The organism is Paraburkholderia strydomiana (assembly GCF_046030495.1).
GTDB lineage: Bacteria > Pseudomonadota > Gammaproteobacteria > Burkholderiales > Burkholderiaceae > Paraburkholderia > Paraburkholderia strydomiana_A.
Map to the genome: position 1 here is coordinate 169196 of NZ_JAQQCJ010000004.1, position 14731 is coordinate 183926.

Consider the following 14731-nt stretch of genomic DNA (forward strand, 5'->3'; position numbering starts at 1 on the left):
CGCGGCTTGCCGTGGTGGCGAAAAATACGCCGTGACGGACTCAACGAATCAGACTCGTGTCGGGCAGACGCTTCGCAATCTCTGCGATCAGCGCACGCGCGAGCGTCTGCTTGTCCGCGCGCGGGAGCTTCGTGGCGCCGCCGGCTTCGAACAGGATCACTTCGTTGTCGTCGAGACCGAAGGTGAGGGGGCCGAGATTGCCGATCAGCAGCGGCACGTTTTTGCGCACGCGCTTTTCTTCGCCATGCACTTCGAGGTCGCCGCTTTCCGCCGCGAAGCCGACCGCGAACGGTGGATGCGGCAGCTTCGCCACCGAGGCCAGAATGTCGGGATTCTCGACGAATGTGAAGCTTGGCAGCGCGCGTTCGGCGGTCTTCTTGATCTTATGCTCGCTCGCGTGATCGACGCGCCAGTCGGCCACCGCGGCGACGCCGATGAAGATGTCGGCGTCGGCGACCGAGCGCATCACCGCGTCGTGCATTTGCTGCGCGGTTTGCACGTCCTGGCGGAACACGCCCCACGGCGTTTCCAGCGCGACCGGGCCGGCGACCAGGTGCACTTCGGCGCCGGCCTGTTGCGCGGCGCGCGCGAGCGCGAAGCCCATTTTGCCGCTGGAGCGGTTGGTGATGCCGCGCACCGGATCGAGCGGTTCGAAAGTCGGCCCGGCGGTCAGCAATACGCGCCGGCCGGACAGGATCTTCGGCGAAAAGAACGATGCGATTGCCTCGTAGGTCGCCTTGGCTTCGAGCATGCGTCCGTCGCCGATTTCGCCGCAGGCCTGCGGGCCGGAGTCCGGACCCAGCAGCGTGACGCCGTCCGCGCGCAGTTGCGCGACGTTGCGTTGCGTGGCCGGGTTTTGCCACATCTGCCGGTTCATCGCCGGGACGACGAGCAGCGGACAATCGCGGGCGACGCACAGCGTCGACAGCAAATCGTCGGCCATGCCGTGCGCGAGTTTGGCGAGGAAGTCGGTGGAGGCGGGCGCGATCACGATCGCATCCGCTTCACGCGACAGATCGATGTGCGCCATGTTGTTCGGCACGCGCCCGTCCCACTGGCTCGTATAGACCGGACGGCCCGAGAGCGCCTGCATCGTGACGGGGGTGATGAACTGGGTGGCCGCTTCGGTCATGACGACCTGCACGGTTGCGCCTGCCTTGGTCAACAGACGCGTGAGTTCGGCGATCTTGTAGCAGGCAATCCCGCCCGTCATGCCGAGGACGAGGTGTTTTCCTGCGAGTTCTGCGGTTGCCAACGAAAGCCTCCGGCAAAGCGTGGTGGCGGGTGGCAGGGCGGGCGTTATCCGCGCCGCCGCGCCTTTGAATCCTGACACAAAGCGCGGACGCCGGCGCCTCGTGTCGGTGACGTTAGCGTGTGCTGCGCACGCGCCGCAACTCGTCGAGCACGAGCAGGATCGCGCCGATCGTGATCGCGCTGTCGGCGAGATTGAACGCCGGCCAGTGCCAGCCGCGCACGTGGAAATCGAGGAAGTCGATCACGTGCCCGTACGCGAGCCGGTCGATCACATTGCCGAGCGCGCCGCCCAGAATCAGCGCGAGCGCCGTGCAGAACATCTTCTGCCCGCCGTGACGCTTGAGCAGATAGCAGATCACGAGCGCGGCAACCACGCCGAGCGCGGTGAACGCCCAACGTTGCCAGCCGCCCGCCATCGCGAGGAAGCTGAATGCCGCGCCACGGTTGTACACGAGCACCAGATTGAAAAACGGCGTGACTTCATGCGCGACACCGTAGGCGAACACCTTCTGGACCGCGATTTTCGTCAACTGGTCGAACAGGATGACGATTAGCGCGATGCCCAGCCAGGGGGCCAGCGAACTGCTTCCAGTAGACGTTTTCGACGAGGTTTTCGACATGGTTCTCGCCATTATGCCGCGCTCCTCGTTTCACCGGTGCCGAACAGGTTGCTGAAGCAGCGGCCGCACAGCGTGGGGTGCTCGGCGTTCGCGCCGACGTCCGCGCGGTAGTGCCAGCAGCGCTCGCACTTCAGGTACTTCGACGCGATCACGTCGACGCCTTCTTCCGCTTCGCTCGCGACCTTCACGACGTTCGCGCTCGAGGTGATCAGCACGAACTTCAGGTCGTCGGCGAGGCTCGCGAGCGCGTCGTAACGCGCGCCGCTCGCGCGGATTTCCACTTCCGCCTGCAGCGACGAGCCGATCAGATTCGCGACGCGTGCCTCTTCCAGCGCCTTCGTCACGTCGCTGCGCGCGGCGCGCAACAGCGTCCATTTGTCGAGCAGCGCGCCGGCTTCCGGCATTGCCGGGAACGCGTGATACATCTCGGTGAAGATGGTTTCGCTGTTCGGCTGGAACACCTTCCACGCTTCTTCCGCGGTGAACGACAGGAACGGCGCCATCTGGCGCAGCAAGCCATGCGCGATGTGATACAGCGCGGTCTGCGCCGAGCGGCGCGCGACGGAGTCGGCGGCGGTGGTGTACAGGCGGTCTTTCAGCACATCCAGATAGAAGCCGCCGAGGTCTTCCGAGCAGAACGTCTGCAGCTTGGCGACCACCGGGTGGAACTCGTACTTCTCGTAGTGCGAGAGGATGTCGTCCTGCAGATTCGCCGACAGCGCCACCGCATAGCGGTCGATTTCGAGCCAGTCTTCGACCGGACGTGCGTGTTGCGCGAAGTCGAAGTCCGACAGATTCGCGAGCAGGAAGCGCAGCGTGTTGCGGATGCGGCGATAGCCTTCGGTGACACGCTTGAGAATTTCCTCGGAAATCGCCAGCTCGCCCGAGTAATCGGTCGACGCGATCCACAGGCGGATGATTTCCGCGCCGAGGCGGTTCGCCACTTCATGCGGATCGATACCGTTGCCGAGCGACTTGCTCATCTTGCGGCCTTCGCCGTCGACGGTGAAGCCGTGCGTGAGCAGCGCGTTGTACGGCGGGCGGCCGTCGAGCATCGACGCGGTCAGCAGCGACGAGTGGAACCAGCCGCGGTGCTGGTCCGAGCCTTCCAGATACAGGTCGGCCGGGAATTGCAGTTCGTCCTTGTGCGAGCCGCGCAGCACATGCCAGTGCGTGGTGCCCGAGTCGAACCAGACGTCCAGCGTGTCGCGGTTCTTCTCGTACATGTTGGCGTCGTCGCCGAGTAACTCGCGCGGGTCGAGCGATTGCCATGCTTCAATGCCGGCCTTCTCGACGCGTTGCGCGACTTCTTCGAGCAATTCCTGCGTGCGCGGATGCAGCTCGCCGGTTTCCTTGTGCACGAAGAACGCCATCGGCACACCCCATTGACGTTGCCGCGACAGCGTCCAGTCCGGGCGGTTGGCGATCATGCTGAAGAGGCGCTGCTTGCCCCAAGCCGGATAAAACGCGGTGTTTTCGATGCCTTCGAGCGCGGTTTCGCGCAGCGTCCTGTCGGTGTCGTTCGGCTTCACGTCCATGCCGGCGAACCATTGCGACGTCGCACGGTAGATGATCGGCGTCTTGTGGCGCCAGCAGTGCATGTAGCTGTGCGTGTACTTCTCGGTGCGCATCAGCGAGCCGGCGCCTTGCAGCGCTTCGACGATCTGTGGATTGGCCGCCCAGATCGACAGGCCGCCGAACAGCGCGAGCGATTCGATGTAGCGGCCGTCGCCCATCACCGGGTTGATGATGTCGGAGTCGGACATGCCGTGCGCCTTGCACGACACGAAGTCTTCCACGCCGTAGGCCGGCGACGAGTGCACGACGCCCGTACCGGTTTCAGTCGTCACGTAGTCGCCGAGATAGACCGGCGCGGTGCGCTTGTAGGCCGGATGCGCGGACGCGAGCGGGTGATTGAAGCGCAGGTTGACGAGCATTTCGCCCGGCGTGGTGGCGACGACCGAGCCATCCAGTCCGTATTGCTTCAGGCAGGCTTCGACGCGTTCTTCAGCCAGGATCAGCAGGCCGCGCGACGTATCGACCAGCGCGTAGACGATTTCCGGATGCAGGTTCAGCGCCTGGTTGGCGGGGATGGTCCATGGCGTGGTGGTCCAGATGACGATGCCGCCTTCGTTGCGCGGCAGCGCATTCAGGCCGAACGCCTGCGCGGTCTTTTCCGGCTCGGCGAAGCTGAACAGCACGTCGATGGTCGGATCGGTCTTGTCCTTGTACTCGACCTCCGCCTCGGCCAATGCCGAGCCGCAGTCGAAACACCAGTTCACCGGCTTCAGGCCGCGGAACACGTAGCCCTTTTCCATGATCTTCGCGAGCGCGCGGATTTCGCCGGCCTCGTTCGTGAAGTTCATCGTCTTGTACGGGTTGTCCCAGTCGCCGAGCACGCCCAGACGGCGGAAGCCGACCTTCTGCTTCTCGATCTGCTCGGTCGCATAGGCGCGCGCCTTCTGCATCACTTCGGCCGCCGGCAGCGACTTGCCGAACTGCTTTTCGATCTGGATTTCGATCGGCATGCCGTGGCAGTCCCAGCCCGGCACGTAGACCGCGTCGAAGCCCGCCAGATTGCGCGCCTTGACGATCATGTCCTTGAGAATCTTGTTGACCGCGTGGCCGAGGTGGATGTCGCCGTTCGCATAGGGGGGGCCGTCGTGCAGGATGAACTTCTTGCGGCCCTTGGAAGCGGCGCGGATCTTTTCGTAGATCTTGCGTTCCTGCCATTCCTTGACCCATTGCGGCTCGCGCTTGGGCAGGTCGCCGCGCATCGGGAACGGCGTGTCGAGCAGGTTCACCGGGTAGCGTGACTGCGGTTTCGAATCGGCTTTCTTGTTGCTCATGATGTGGTCGCGGTGAATTCGTTCTATGCGCAGCAAAGGCGCGGGGTTGCGCACGATGCGCGAGGACGTGGGACGCGCCCGGCAGGTCTGTCGCGTGATCCACGGACGCCTTTCGATGCGCGCAACGACGGTACGCGCGGCGCTTGAGCGCTCGCCGTACCGCGGCGGCTACCTAATTCGGTCGGTGGCCGAGGTGGCGAAACCGGTGGAACGGCTGCCCGGCGTGCCGGCGCCGACGGCCGCGAACCACGCGCGCGCATTGGCGACGTCGCGCGCGATGGCCGCGGTCAGCGTTTCGAGGTCGACGTACTTTTCCTCGTCGCGCAGCTTCTTCAGGAATTCGACGCGCACGAGTTTGCCATACGCGTCGCCGTGCCAATCGAGCAGGTGCACTTCGAGCAGCACGCGGCCGGAGTCGTCGACGGTAGGGCGCAGGCCGAGGCTTGCGACGCCCGGCAGCGGCTCGTCCGCCACGCCGTGCACGCGCACGACGAAAATGCCGGCGAGCGCCGGACGCTTGTGGGCGATCGGCAGATTGAGCGTGGGGAAGCCCAGATCGCGGCCGAGCTTCATGCCGTGTGCGACGTGGCCGCTGATCAGATAATCGCGGCCGAGCGCGGCACGCGCCGCGTCGAGGTCGCCCGCCACCAGCGCCGCGCGCACGCCCGAACTGGAAATGCGCGCGCCCGACGGATCGGCGACCGTGGCCATCTGTTCGACTTCGAAGCCATACTGCTGGCCCGCGGCCTTGAGCGACGCGAAGTCGCCGGCGCGCTTCGCGCCGTAGCGGAAGTCGTCGCCGATCATGACCCAGCGCGCGTGCAGCCCGTTGACGATGATCCGCTCGACGAACGCATCCGGCGACTGGCTCGCGAACGTGTGATTGAAATGCTCGACCACCACACGGTCGACGCCGTTGGTGCGCAGCGCCTCCAGCTTGTCGCGCAGCATCGCGATGCGCGGCGGCGCGCCGGCCGGATTGAAGAATTCGCGCGGGTGCGGCTCGAAGGTCATCACGCAGACGGGCAGGCCGCGCGCATCCGCTGCTGCGCGCACGTGGGCGAGCAGAGCCTGATGGCCGCGGTGGACACCGTCGAAATTGCCGATGGTCAGTGCGCAGGGCGCACGGCTTTCAGCATTGGGAAGACCGCGGAAGACTCTCACGATAGCGGGTTGCAGTAGGGCGGCCGGGATGCCGCAAAACAAACGATTATAAACGCTCGGCGCAGCAGCCGCCTCTCGCGTCGCGGTTTGAGTGTTGCCGAATGATAAAATCCGCGGATGAAAAAACTCGTCATCCTGATTTCGGGGCGGGGAAGCAACATGGAAGCCATCGTTCGAGCCTGTCTGGACGAAGGCTGGCCGGCGCGCATCGCCGCTGTGATTGCCAACCGTCCTGACGCCGCGGGCCTTGCGTTCGCGGCGTCGCACGGCATTGCCACGGCGGTGGTCGACTACCGCCAGTTTCCCGACCGCGACAGCTTCGACGCCGCGCTGGCGCGCGAAGTCGACGGTTTCGCGCCGGACCTGGTGGTGCTCGCCGGCTTCATGCGGGTGCTTACCGCTGGTTTCGTCGACCGGTACGCCGGGCGCATGCTCAACGTGCACCCGTCGCTGCTGCCGAGCTTTCCGGGCCTGAAAACCCATCAGCAGGCGCTCGACGCCGGCGTGCGGCTGCATGGCGCGTCGGTGCATTTCGTCACGTCGCAGCTGGATCACGGCCCGATCGTCGCGCAGGCGGCGGTTCCCGTGGAAACCGGCGACACCCCCGCCACGCTCGCCGAACGCGTCCTGGCAACCGAACATATTATTTATCCACGCGCGGTGCGCTGGTTCGTCGAAGGGCGTCTTGCGCTCGACGGTCTGCGTGTCACGCTTACGCCGTCAGAGCCGCAGTGGCTCTTTGCCGGTCACACCGCCGGAGAGGGCGCATGAGATTACATGGTTTTCTGATTGGACAAACCGAGACTTTGCTGGCTGAAGTCCTGAAGCTGACCGGCCCCGCCGACGCCACCACCAGCCGCTTTTTCCGCGCCCATCCGAAGCTCGGGCACGGTGAGCGCGGCGTGATCGCCGAGGCGGTCTTCGCGGTGCTGCGCCGCCGGATGGAATTCGCCCACCTCGCCGAAAGCGGCGCGGGCAGCCCGGCGCGGCGCATGGCCTTGCTGGGCCTGATGCAGACGGCAGGGCGCTCGGCGCTCAAGCCGTTCGTGTCGGAGGCGGAATCGAAGTGGCTCGATCACGTCGCGATGATCGACCCGGAAAGCCTGCCGCTGCGCATTCGCCTGAATTTGCCCGGCTGGATCAGCGAGGCGCTGAGCCAGCGTTTCGAAGCCGCGGAACTCGCGCAACTGGCTGCCGCGCTGAACTACCCGGCGCCGCTGGATCTGCGCGCGAACCCGATCAAGGCGAGCCGGGACGACGTGCTGAACGCGCTGTCGAAAGCCGGCATCGAGGCCGGCGCGACGCCGTTCGCGCCGTTCGGCGTGCGCGTGGTCGGCAAGCCGCCGCTCACCAAACTCGACGCGTTCCAGCACGGCTGGCTCGAAGTGCAGGACGAAGGCAGCCAGTTGCTGTGCTCGCTGGTCGCGCCCAAGCGTGGCGAGATGATCGTCGACTTTTGCGCGGGCGCGGGCGGCAAGACGCTGGCGCTCGGCGCGGCGATGCGCTCCACCGGGCGTCTCTACGCATTCGACATCTCCGAGCGGCGTCTGGCCAAGCTCAAGCCGCGCCTCGCGCGCAGCGGGCTGTCGAACGTGAATCCGGTGCTGATCGACAGCGAGCATGACGCGAAGATCAAGCGCCTCGCCGGCAAGATCGACCGCGTGCTGGTCGACGCGCCGTGCAGCGGCTTGGGCACGCTGCGCCGCAACCCTGACCTGAAGTGGCGCCAGTCGCCGGAATCCGTTGCCGAGCTGGCGCCGAAGCAATTGTCGATTCTGGCGAGCGCGGCGCGTCTGGTGAAGAAGGGCGGCCGTCTCGTCTACGCGACCTGCTCGATTCTGGAAGCCGAAAACGAGGCCGTGGTGCAGCAGTTCCTCGCCAATCATCCGGACTTCGCGCTGGTGCCCGTGCGTGACGTGCTCGCCGAGCAGCGGATCGACCTCGAAATGGGCGACTACCTGTCGATGTGGCCGCATCGCCACGCCACCGACGGCTTCTTCGCCGCCGTGCTGGAACGCCAGAGCTAACGCAACAGTGGCTTCTTGCCGGCGCTAGCGGGTTCATTGCCGACCCCGCCGGTGCCGGCCGATTCGGCAACAACATGGAAAACCGCATTTTTTCTCACATGTTCGGCGACCTTGCGCGCGACTTCGGTCAGCCCGTGATGATGTGGCAAGCCGGCATCCTGCTCGCGACGCTCGTGCTCGCGTGGCTGCTCGCGCGTCTGCTGCGCCGCTCGCTGGATCAGCGCCAGGAGTCGCGCTACCACACGGTGCGCTTCGGCGCGGAAAGCCTGAACCGCGCGGCCTTTCCGCTGATCGGCGCGGTGCTGGTGTGGCTCGCCCGGGCGATCGCCGGGCGCTTCATGCACACGGCGCTGCTCGATCTGGCGCTCGTGCCGCTGTTCGGCATCAGCCTGATTTACATCGTGTTTTTCTTCGCGCGACGGGTGTTCAGCCGGGACGGGAAAATCCATCCGTGGCTGTTCCTCGTCGAGAAAATCGTTTCCATCGTCGTCTGGCTCGGCATGCTGCTCACCGTGATGGGCATTCAGGACGACGTGATCGCGTGGATGGGCAGCGTCCAGTTCCGCATTGCCAACGCGCACCTGACGCTGCTCTCGCTCGTCACGGGCCTGCTGTGGGTGGGCGTGACGATGATCGTCGCGATGTGGCTCGGCTCCGCGTTCGAAGACCGGCTGATGCGCTCTACCACGCTCGACGCCAACCTGAAGGTGGTGGTGGCGCGGGTCGGCCGGGCGGCTTTCGTGCTGGCGGCGGTGCTGGTCAGCCTGTCGGTGGTCGGCATCGACATTACGGTGCTGGGCGTATTCGGCGGCGCGCTCGGCGTCGGGCTGGGCTTCGGCATGCAGAAGATCACCAGCAACTACGTGTCGGGCTTCATCATCCTGCTCGACCGGTCGCTGCGCATCGGCGACACGATCAACGTGAGCGGCCTGCAGGGCATGGTTACGCAGATCCGCACGCGCTACACCGTGGTGCGCGGCCTGGACGGCATCGAAACGCTGATTCCGAACGAAAAGCTGATTACGGACGTGGTGCAGAACCAGTCGTCGTATCTGACGCGCGGTTATGCGAAGGTGGCCGTGCAGGTCGCGTACACGTCCGATGTCGAGCAGGCGATGAGCCTGCTCGCCCGGGCCGCCGAAGACGTTCCGCGGGTGCTGCGGGAGCCGGCGCCGACCCCTTATCTGGCGAGCTTCGGCCCGGACGGCATCAATCTCGAACTGGGCTTCTGGATCGAGGATGCGGCAACCGGAACCTCGGGCGTGCGCTCGACGGTCAACCGCAATATCTGGCGTTTGTTCTCCGAGCACGGCATTGCGATTCCGCTGGCGCAGCGCGAAGTGCGGCTCGTCGGCAACGTGGCCGAAGCAATGCTGAATCCGGTAACAATGACCGCCCCGGCTGCTAACGCGACGGACGGCGCCCGCTGACGGGCCGCTGGGGCCTGCCGGCAGCGTTAAATTTGGCTCCGGCAGGCTTCGTTCTCTTGATGCCGCACAAAAAATCCCTATTTGTTACAAACACTTGGAACGCTTCGAGTAGAATGTCGTCCAATCCCGCTGTATGCTTTCACTTTCTTGACACGCGCATTCCGCGGGTGTCTCGTGTCTCTCGTTTCACAGGTAAATTGCCTTGTTGAATTCATTGCTCGCTTTCCTTGCCCACGGCCTGTTGCACTTCTCGTGGTGGCAACTCGTCGTGTACACGCTGGTCGTGACGCACATCACCATTATTGGGGTGACGGTCTATCTGCACCGCTGCCAGGCGCACCGCGCGCTGGAGCTGCATCCGATCGCCAGTCATTTTTTCCGCTTCTGGCTGTGGATGACCACCGGCATGCTGACCGGCCAGTGGGCCGCGATTCACCGGAAGCATCACGCCAAGTGCGAAACCGAAGAGGATCCGCACAGCCCGCAGACGCGCGGCATCTGGAAGGTGCTGCTCGAAGGCGCGGAACTGTATCGCACCGAAGCGAAGAACGAAGAAACGATGCGCAAGTTCAGTCACGGCACGCCGAACGACTGGATGGAACGCAACGTGTACACCAAGTACCCGATCCTCGGCGTGAGCCTGATGATGGTGCTGAACGTCGCGCTGTTCGGCGTCGTCGGTCTGACGATCTGGGCCGTGCAGATGGTCTGGATTCCGTTCTGGGCCGCCGGCGTGGTCAACGGTCTCGCGCACTTCTGGGGCTATCGCAACTTCAACTCGTCGGATGCGAGCACCAACATCTTCCCGTGGGGCATCATCATCGGCGGCGAAGAGCTGCATAACAATCACCACACGTATGCGACATCGGCCAAGCTGTCGAACAAGTGGTACGAGTTCGATATCGGCTGGATGTACATCCGCATCATGTCGGCGTTTCGTCTGGCCAAGGTGAAGAAGGTCGCGCCTACGCCGCGTCTGACCACCGGCAAGCTGGTACTCGACCAGGACACGCTGCAAGCTGTGCTGGCCAACCGCTACGAAGTGATGGCCCGTTACGGCAAGGCGCTCAAGCGTGCATACCGTCAGGAGCTCGCGCATCTGAAGGAAGTCGGCGCGCGGGAAAAGTATCAGGTCATGCGTGGTGCCCGCAGCTGGTTCCATAAGGAAGAGGCCGGGCTCGATGAGCCGCAGAAGCGCCTGTTGCCGCAAATCTTCGCGAACAGCCAGAAGCTCAAGACGTACATCGACATGCGCAATGAGCTCTCGGCCATGTGGGAGCGCTCCAATGCGTCGCGCGATCAGCTGCTGATCCAGTTGCAGGACTGGTGCCATCGCGCTGAGCAGAGCGGTATCAAGGCGCTACAGGATTTCGCGACGCGACTGCGTCGTTATGCTTGATCGCGAAATCTATTAAAATTTCGTTACGTCACAAAACCCCGCGTTGGCGGGGTTTTGCTTTTTGGGCCGCGGAAATTGCAACGACATGAGATTGGCAGTCGGCGGCGGCAGAGCGAAGGTAGAGGAGATCATGGATCAGCAGGCGATCAGGACGGTCGAGTACGACCGCCCGCAAGCACAGGGCACCACCTGTGGGATCGGGCAGGCGTGGGCGAAGGTGCCAGTGACGCCGTCGGTGGAAGAGAAAGTTGCGCTCAAAGCCCGCATCCGCGCGTTGCTCGAGCGCGAGAAAGCCGTGCTTGTCGCGCACTATTATGTCGACGCGCAATTGCAGGAGCTTGCGGACGAAACCGGTGGTTGCGTGGCGGACTCGTTGGAGATGGCGCGTTTCGGGCGCGATCACGAAGCGCAAACGCTCGTGGTGGCCGGCGTGCGCTTTATGGGCGAGACGGCGAAAATCCTTAGCCCGGACAAGCGCATTCTGATGCCGGATCTGGACGCAACCTGTTCGCTCGATCTGGGCTGTCCCGTGGACGAATTCTCCGCTTTCTGCGACGCGCACCCCGATCGCACGGTGGTCGTGTACGCGAACACAAGCGCCGCGGTCAAGGCGCGCGCGGACTGGATGGTGACCTCGTCGATAGGGCTGGAGATCGTCGCCGACCTGCACGCGCGTGGCGAAAAGATCATCTGGGCCCCGGACCGGCACCTTGGCAGCTATATCCAGAACAAGACCGGCGCGGACATGCTGTTGTGGCAGGGCTCGTGCCTCGTGCACGACGAATTCAAAGGCATCGAACTCGATCTGTTGCGCGCCGAGTATCCGGGCGCGAAGGTGCTCGTGCATCCGGAGTCGCCTGCCAACGTGGTCGCGCAAGCGGACGTGGTGGGCTCGACCACGCAATTGATCGACGCCGCGCAAAAGCTTGACGCAACGCACTTCATCGTGGCGACCGATCTCGGCATTCTGCACAAGATGCAGCTCGCCGCACCCGGCAAGACGTTGATCGCCGCGCCGACGGCCGGCAATAGTGCGACTTGCAAGAGTTGCGCGCACTGCCCGTGGATGGCCATGAACGGGCTCGCGAATCTGGCCGACGTGCTGGAGCGTGGCCACAACGAAATCTTCGTCGATCGCGCGATCGGCGAGCGGGCGCGTCAGCCGATCGACCGGATGCTGGACTTCGCCGCGCGTCACAAGAAGCGCGTGCAGGCAAGCGGCGATCTCGCGCGCGACGCGCAACTGTATTCGAACGTGGGGGCAGCGTGATGGGGGCGGTTGAAGGGAGCGTTGACGGAGCAGTCGAGCGCGCGCGGATCGAGGCGGTGTCGCCGCTGTTCGCCGAGATTCACGCGCAGTACGGCGCGGAGTTCGACGCCGCCTTGGCGCGCAATGTCGTCGATGCGTTGGCCGAGGATGTCGGTACGGGCGATCAGACCGGCCGCCTTGTCCCTGTCGACGACGTGCGCGATGCGCGCATCATCGTGCGCGAGGAGGCGGTGTTGTGCGGCGTGCCGTGGTTCAACGCGGTGATGCGCGAGGTCGATCCGCGGATCGACGTGCGGTGGCGTTATCGTGAGGGTGATCGGATGATCGCGGACACGCCGGTCTGCGAACTGCGCGGACCGGTTCGCGCGCTGTTGACTGCGGAACGCAATGCGCTGAATTTTCTGCAATTGCTGTCGGGTGTGTCGAGCGCGACGCGCCGGTATGTCGACGCGATCGCGCATACGCGCACGCACATTCTCGACACACGCAAGACACTGCCGGGTTTGCGGCTCGCGCAAAAGTACGCGGTGCGCGTGGGCGGCGGGGCGAATCAACGGCTCGCACTGTACGACGGCATCCTCATCAAGGAAAACCACATTGCTGCGGCAGGCGGCGTGGGTGCCGCTATGGACGCGGCGCTCGCGTTGAACGCGGGCGTGTCGATCCAGATCGAAGTCGAGACGCTCGAGCAACTGGAAACCGCGCTGGCGCATCGCGCGCAATCCATTTTGCTGGACAACTTTTCGTTCGATGCAATGCGCGACGCGGTCCGCATCACGGCGGGGCGGGCGGTGCTGGAGGTGTCCGGCGGCGTGAACTTCGAGACCGTGCGGACGATTGCCGAAACGGGCGTCGATCGCGTCTCGATCGGCGCGCTGACCAAGGACGTGCGCGCGACGGATTACTCGATGCGGATCGTTTGATCGCTCGCCCGCAAGCGGTTGCGGTCAATGATAAAGGCCATCGCCGGATCATTCCGGCGATGGCCTTTTCGTTTCATGCAGCTCGAAACGATCACACGTTGCGGTTGCGCACGTGCTCTGGCGAGAGAACCGTCGGCAGCGCTTTGGGCAGCGTTGCCGGCCAGTCCCGGCTGAAATGCAGCCCGCGGCTCTCACGCCGTGAGCGCGCGCCTTCGACGATCAACGAGGCGACGTCGACCAGATTGCGCAGTTCGAGCAGATCGCGGCTCACCTTGAAGTTCGCGTAATACTCGTGAATCTCGTCGCGCAGTAACGCCAACCGGTGTTTCGCGCGTGCGAGCCGCTTGTCGGTGCGCACGATGCCGACGTAATTCCACATCAGCCGACGCAGTTCATCCCAGTTGTGAGCGACCACGACTTCTTCGTCGGGATCCGACACGCGGCTTTCGTCCCAATCCGGCAACGGCGCATGAACGGCCGCGCTGAAGCCTTCTTCCTCGATAGCCTGCGCCGCGGAGCGTCCGATCACGAGGCATTCGAGCAGTGAGTTGCTGGCGAGCCGGTTCGCGCCGTGCAGGCCGGTGCACGACGTCTCGCCGACGGCATAGAGGCCCGCGAGATCGGTGCGGCCCGCCAGATCGGTCACGACGCCGCCGCACGTGTAGTGCGCCGCCGGCACGACGGGGATCGGCTCCTTGGTGATGTCGATGCCGAACTCCAGGCAGCGCGCGAGAATTGTCGGGAAGTGTTCGCGCAGAAATTCGGGTGGTTGATGGCTGATGTCGAGATACACACAGTCGATGCCGCGCTTCTTGATCTCGAAATCGATCGCACGCGCGACGATATCGCGCGGTGCAAGTTCGGCGCGCTCGTCGTGGTTCGGCATGAAGCGCGTGCCGTCCGGTAGCTTCAGAATGCCGCCTTCGCCGCGCACCGCCTCGGAAATCAGAAACGACTTCGCGTACGGATGGAACAGGCAGGTCGGATGGAACTGGATGAATTCCATGTTCGACACGCGGCAGCCGGCTCGCCATGCCATGGCGATGCCGTCGCCGGTCGCGGTGTCGGGGTTCGTGGTGTACAGATAGACCTTACCGGCGCCGCCGGTGGCGAGCACCGTATGTGGCGCTTCTATCGTCACGGTGCGGCCGCTTTGCAGATCGAGCGCGTACAGACCGTGGCAACGGCGGCCCGGCAGACCGAGGCGGTCGGACGTGATCAGGTCGATCGCGTAGTGATCTTCGAACAGCGTGATGTTCGGATGGCGGCGCACGCGCTCGCTGAGCGTGGCAACCACCGCGTGGCCGGTCGCATCGGCAGCATGAATGATCCGGCGATGGCTGTGGCCGCCTTCGCGCGTCAGGTGGAAGCCAAGTTCGGCGGCATCGTCTTTGGTGAACGGCACGCCTTGCTCGATCAGCCATTCGATCGCGGCACGCCCATGCTCGACAATGAAGCGCGTAGCGGCCTCGTCACACAGTCCGCCGCCGGCGATCAGCGTGTCGCGCACGTGATTTTCGATGCTGTCCGCTGAATCCAGCACCGCGGCGATGCCGCCTTGCGCCCAGTCGCTTGCGCCCTCGGTCATCGATCGCTTGGCGACCACTGCAACCCGCCGGGTCTCCGCCAGATTGAGCGCAACGCTCAAGCCAGCCAGACCGCTACCGACAATCGCCACATCGAATTCCATTACCTGCATCTCCGTCTTTCGTTTTGCCACGACGGCGCGCGATCCGCTCGCCGCTAAAACAAGAAAGCATACGCGTCGCAACGGATGAACGAAAGCTGGCTGAAC

Annotated in this window: 11 protein-coding genes; 6 read left to right on the forward strand and 5 right to left on the reverse strand. The window is 64.5% G+C overall.

Annotation, left to right across the window (positions count from 1 at the left end; all coding sequences use genetic code 11):
* Nucleotides 1–40 precede the first annotated feature (40 nt).
* From coaBC to PQQ53_RS07690, 4 genes are all read right to left on the reverse strand, one after another.
* Nucleotides 41–1255, reverse strand: a complete 1215-nt coding sequence (gene coaBC / locus PQQ53_RS07675; RefSeq protein WP_408140650.1) for a bifunctional phosphopantothenoylcysteine decarboxylase/phosphopantothenate--cysteine ligase CoaBC — start codon at nucleotides 1253–1255, stop codon at nucleotides 41–43.
* Nucleotides 1256–1367: 112 nt separating this feature from the next.
* On the reverse strand, nucleotides 1368–1874 hold the full coding sequence (gene lspA, locus PQQ53_RS07680; protein WP_408140652.1) for a signal peptidase II: 507 nt from the start codon (nucleotides 1872–1874) through the stop codon (nucleotides 1368–1370).
* Nucleotides 1875–1885: 11 nt separating this feature from the next.
* Nucleotides 1886–4723, reverse strand: a complete 2838-nt coding sequence (ileS, locus tag PQQ53_RS07685; RefSeq protein ID WP_408323591.1) for an isoleucine--tRNA ligase — start codon at nucleotides 4721–4723, stop codon at nucleotides 1886–1888.
* 168 nt (nucleotides 4724–4891) lie between these two features.
* Nucleotides 4892–5887 (reverse strand): bifunctional riboflavin kinase/FAD synthetase, encoded by a 996-nt coding sequence (locus PQQ53_RS07690; RefSeq protein WP_408140654.1) that lies wholly within the window; start codon nucleotides 5885–5887, stop codon nucleotides 4892–4894.
* A gap of 117 nt (nucleotides 5888–6004) precedes the next feature.
* Between PQQ53_RS07690 and purN the strand changes: the two genes are divergently transcribed.
* The 6 genes from purN to nadC all read left to right on the forward strand — a co-directional run bounded on the left by purN (nucleotide 6005) and on the right by nadC (nucleotide 12936).
* Entirely contained in the window at nucleotides 6005–6658 is a 654-nt protein-coding gene (purN, locus tag PQQ53_RS07695) for a phosphoribosylglycinamide formyltransferase (protein ID WP_408323592.1), read from the forward strand.
* The gene (locus PQQ53_RS07700; protein ID WP_408140657.1) at nucleotides 6655–7914 is read left to right on the forward strand and encodes an RsmB/NOP family class I SAM-dependent RNA methyltransferase; all 1260 of its coding nucleotides are present in this window, start codon (nucleotides 6655–6657) and stop codon (nucleotides 7912–7914) included. Before purN ends, PQQ53_RS07700 begins: the two co-directional genes overlap by 4 nt.
* A 74-nt stretch (nucleotides 7915–7988) precedes the next feature.
* Nucleotides 7989–9344 carry a mechanosensitive ion channel family protein gene (locus PQQ53_RS07705; protein WP_408323594.1) on the forward strand — a complete coding sequence of 452 codons (1356 nt, stop codon included), beginning with the start codon at nucleotides 7989–7991 and terminating at the stop codon, nucleotides 9342–9344.
* Nucleotides 9345–9546: 202 nt separating this feature from the next.
* Nucleotides 9547–10743: a DesA family fatty acid desaturase gene (locus PQQ53_RS07710; protein WP_408140661.1), complete on the forward strand. Its 1197-nt coding sequence runs from the start codon at nucleotides 9547–9549 to the stop codon at nucleotides 10741–10743.
* Nucleotides 10744–10873: 130 nt separating this feature from the next.
* A complete protein-coding gene (gene nadA, locus PQQ53_RS07715) occupies nucleotides 10874–12013 on the forward strand; it encodes a quinolinate synthase NadA (protein ID WP_408140929.1) in 1140 nt (379 codons plus the stop codon).
* The gene (nadC, locus tag PQQ53_RS07720; RefSeq protein WP_408140663.1) at nucleotides 12013–12936 is read left to right on the forward strand and encodes a carboxylating nicotinate-nucleotide diphosphorylase; all 924 of its coding nucleotides are present in this window, start codon (nucleotides 12013–12015) and stop codon (nucleotides 12934–12936) included. The genes nadA and nadC overlap by 1 nt, the downstream gene beginning before the upstream one ends.
* A gap of 91 nt (nucleotides 12937–13027) precedes the next feature.
* Here the strand turns inward: nadC and nadB are convergent, their stop codons facing one another.
* Complete coding sequence (gene nadB, locus PQQ53_RS07725; RefSeq protein ID WP_408140665.1) at nucleotides 13028–14626, reverse strand: L-aspartate oxidase; 1599 nt, start codon at nucleotides 14624–14626, stop codon at nucleotides 13028–13030.
* Nucleotides 14627–14731: the final 105 nt, after the last annotated feature.

What these genes read in the sequence shown, in the direction of transcription:
- PQQ53_RS07700 (WP_408140657.1), top strand. Translation starts at nt 6,655, where the DNA reads ATGAGATTACATGGTTTTCTGATTGGACAAACCGAGACTTTGCTGGCT.
- PQQ53_RS07705 (WP_408323594.1), top strand. Translation starts at nt 7,989, where the DNA reads ATGGAAAACCGCATTTTTTCTCACATGTTCGGCGACCTTGCGCGCGAC.
- nadC (WP_408140663.1), top strand. Translation starts at nt 12,013, where the DNA reads ATGGGGGCGGTTGAAGGGAGCGTTGACGGAGCAGTCGAGCGCGCGCGG.
- ileS (WP_408323591.1), bottom strand. Translation starts at nt 4,723, where the DNA reads ATGAGCAACAAGAAAGCCGATTCGAAACCGCAGTCACGCTACCCGGTG.
- lspA (WP_408140652.1), bottom strand. Translation starts at nt 1,874, where the DNA reads ATGTCGAAAACCTCGTCGAAAACGTCTACTGGAAGCAGTTCGCTGGCC.
- nadB (WP_408140665.1), bottom strand. Translation starts at nt 14,626, where the DNA reads ATGGAATTCGATGTGGCGATTGTCGGTAGCGGTCTGGCTGGCTTGAGC.
- nadA (WP_408140929.1), top strand. Translation starts at nt 10,874, where the DNA reads ATGGATCAGCAGGCGATCAGGACGGTCGAGTACGACCGCCCGCAAGCA.
- purN (WP_408323592.1), top strand. Translation starts at nt 6,005, where the DNA reads ATGAAAAAACTCGTCATCCTGATTTCGGGGCGGGGAAGCAACATGGAA.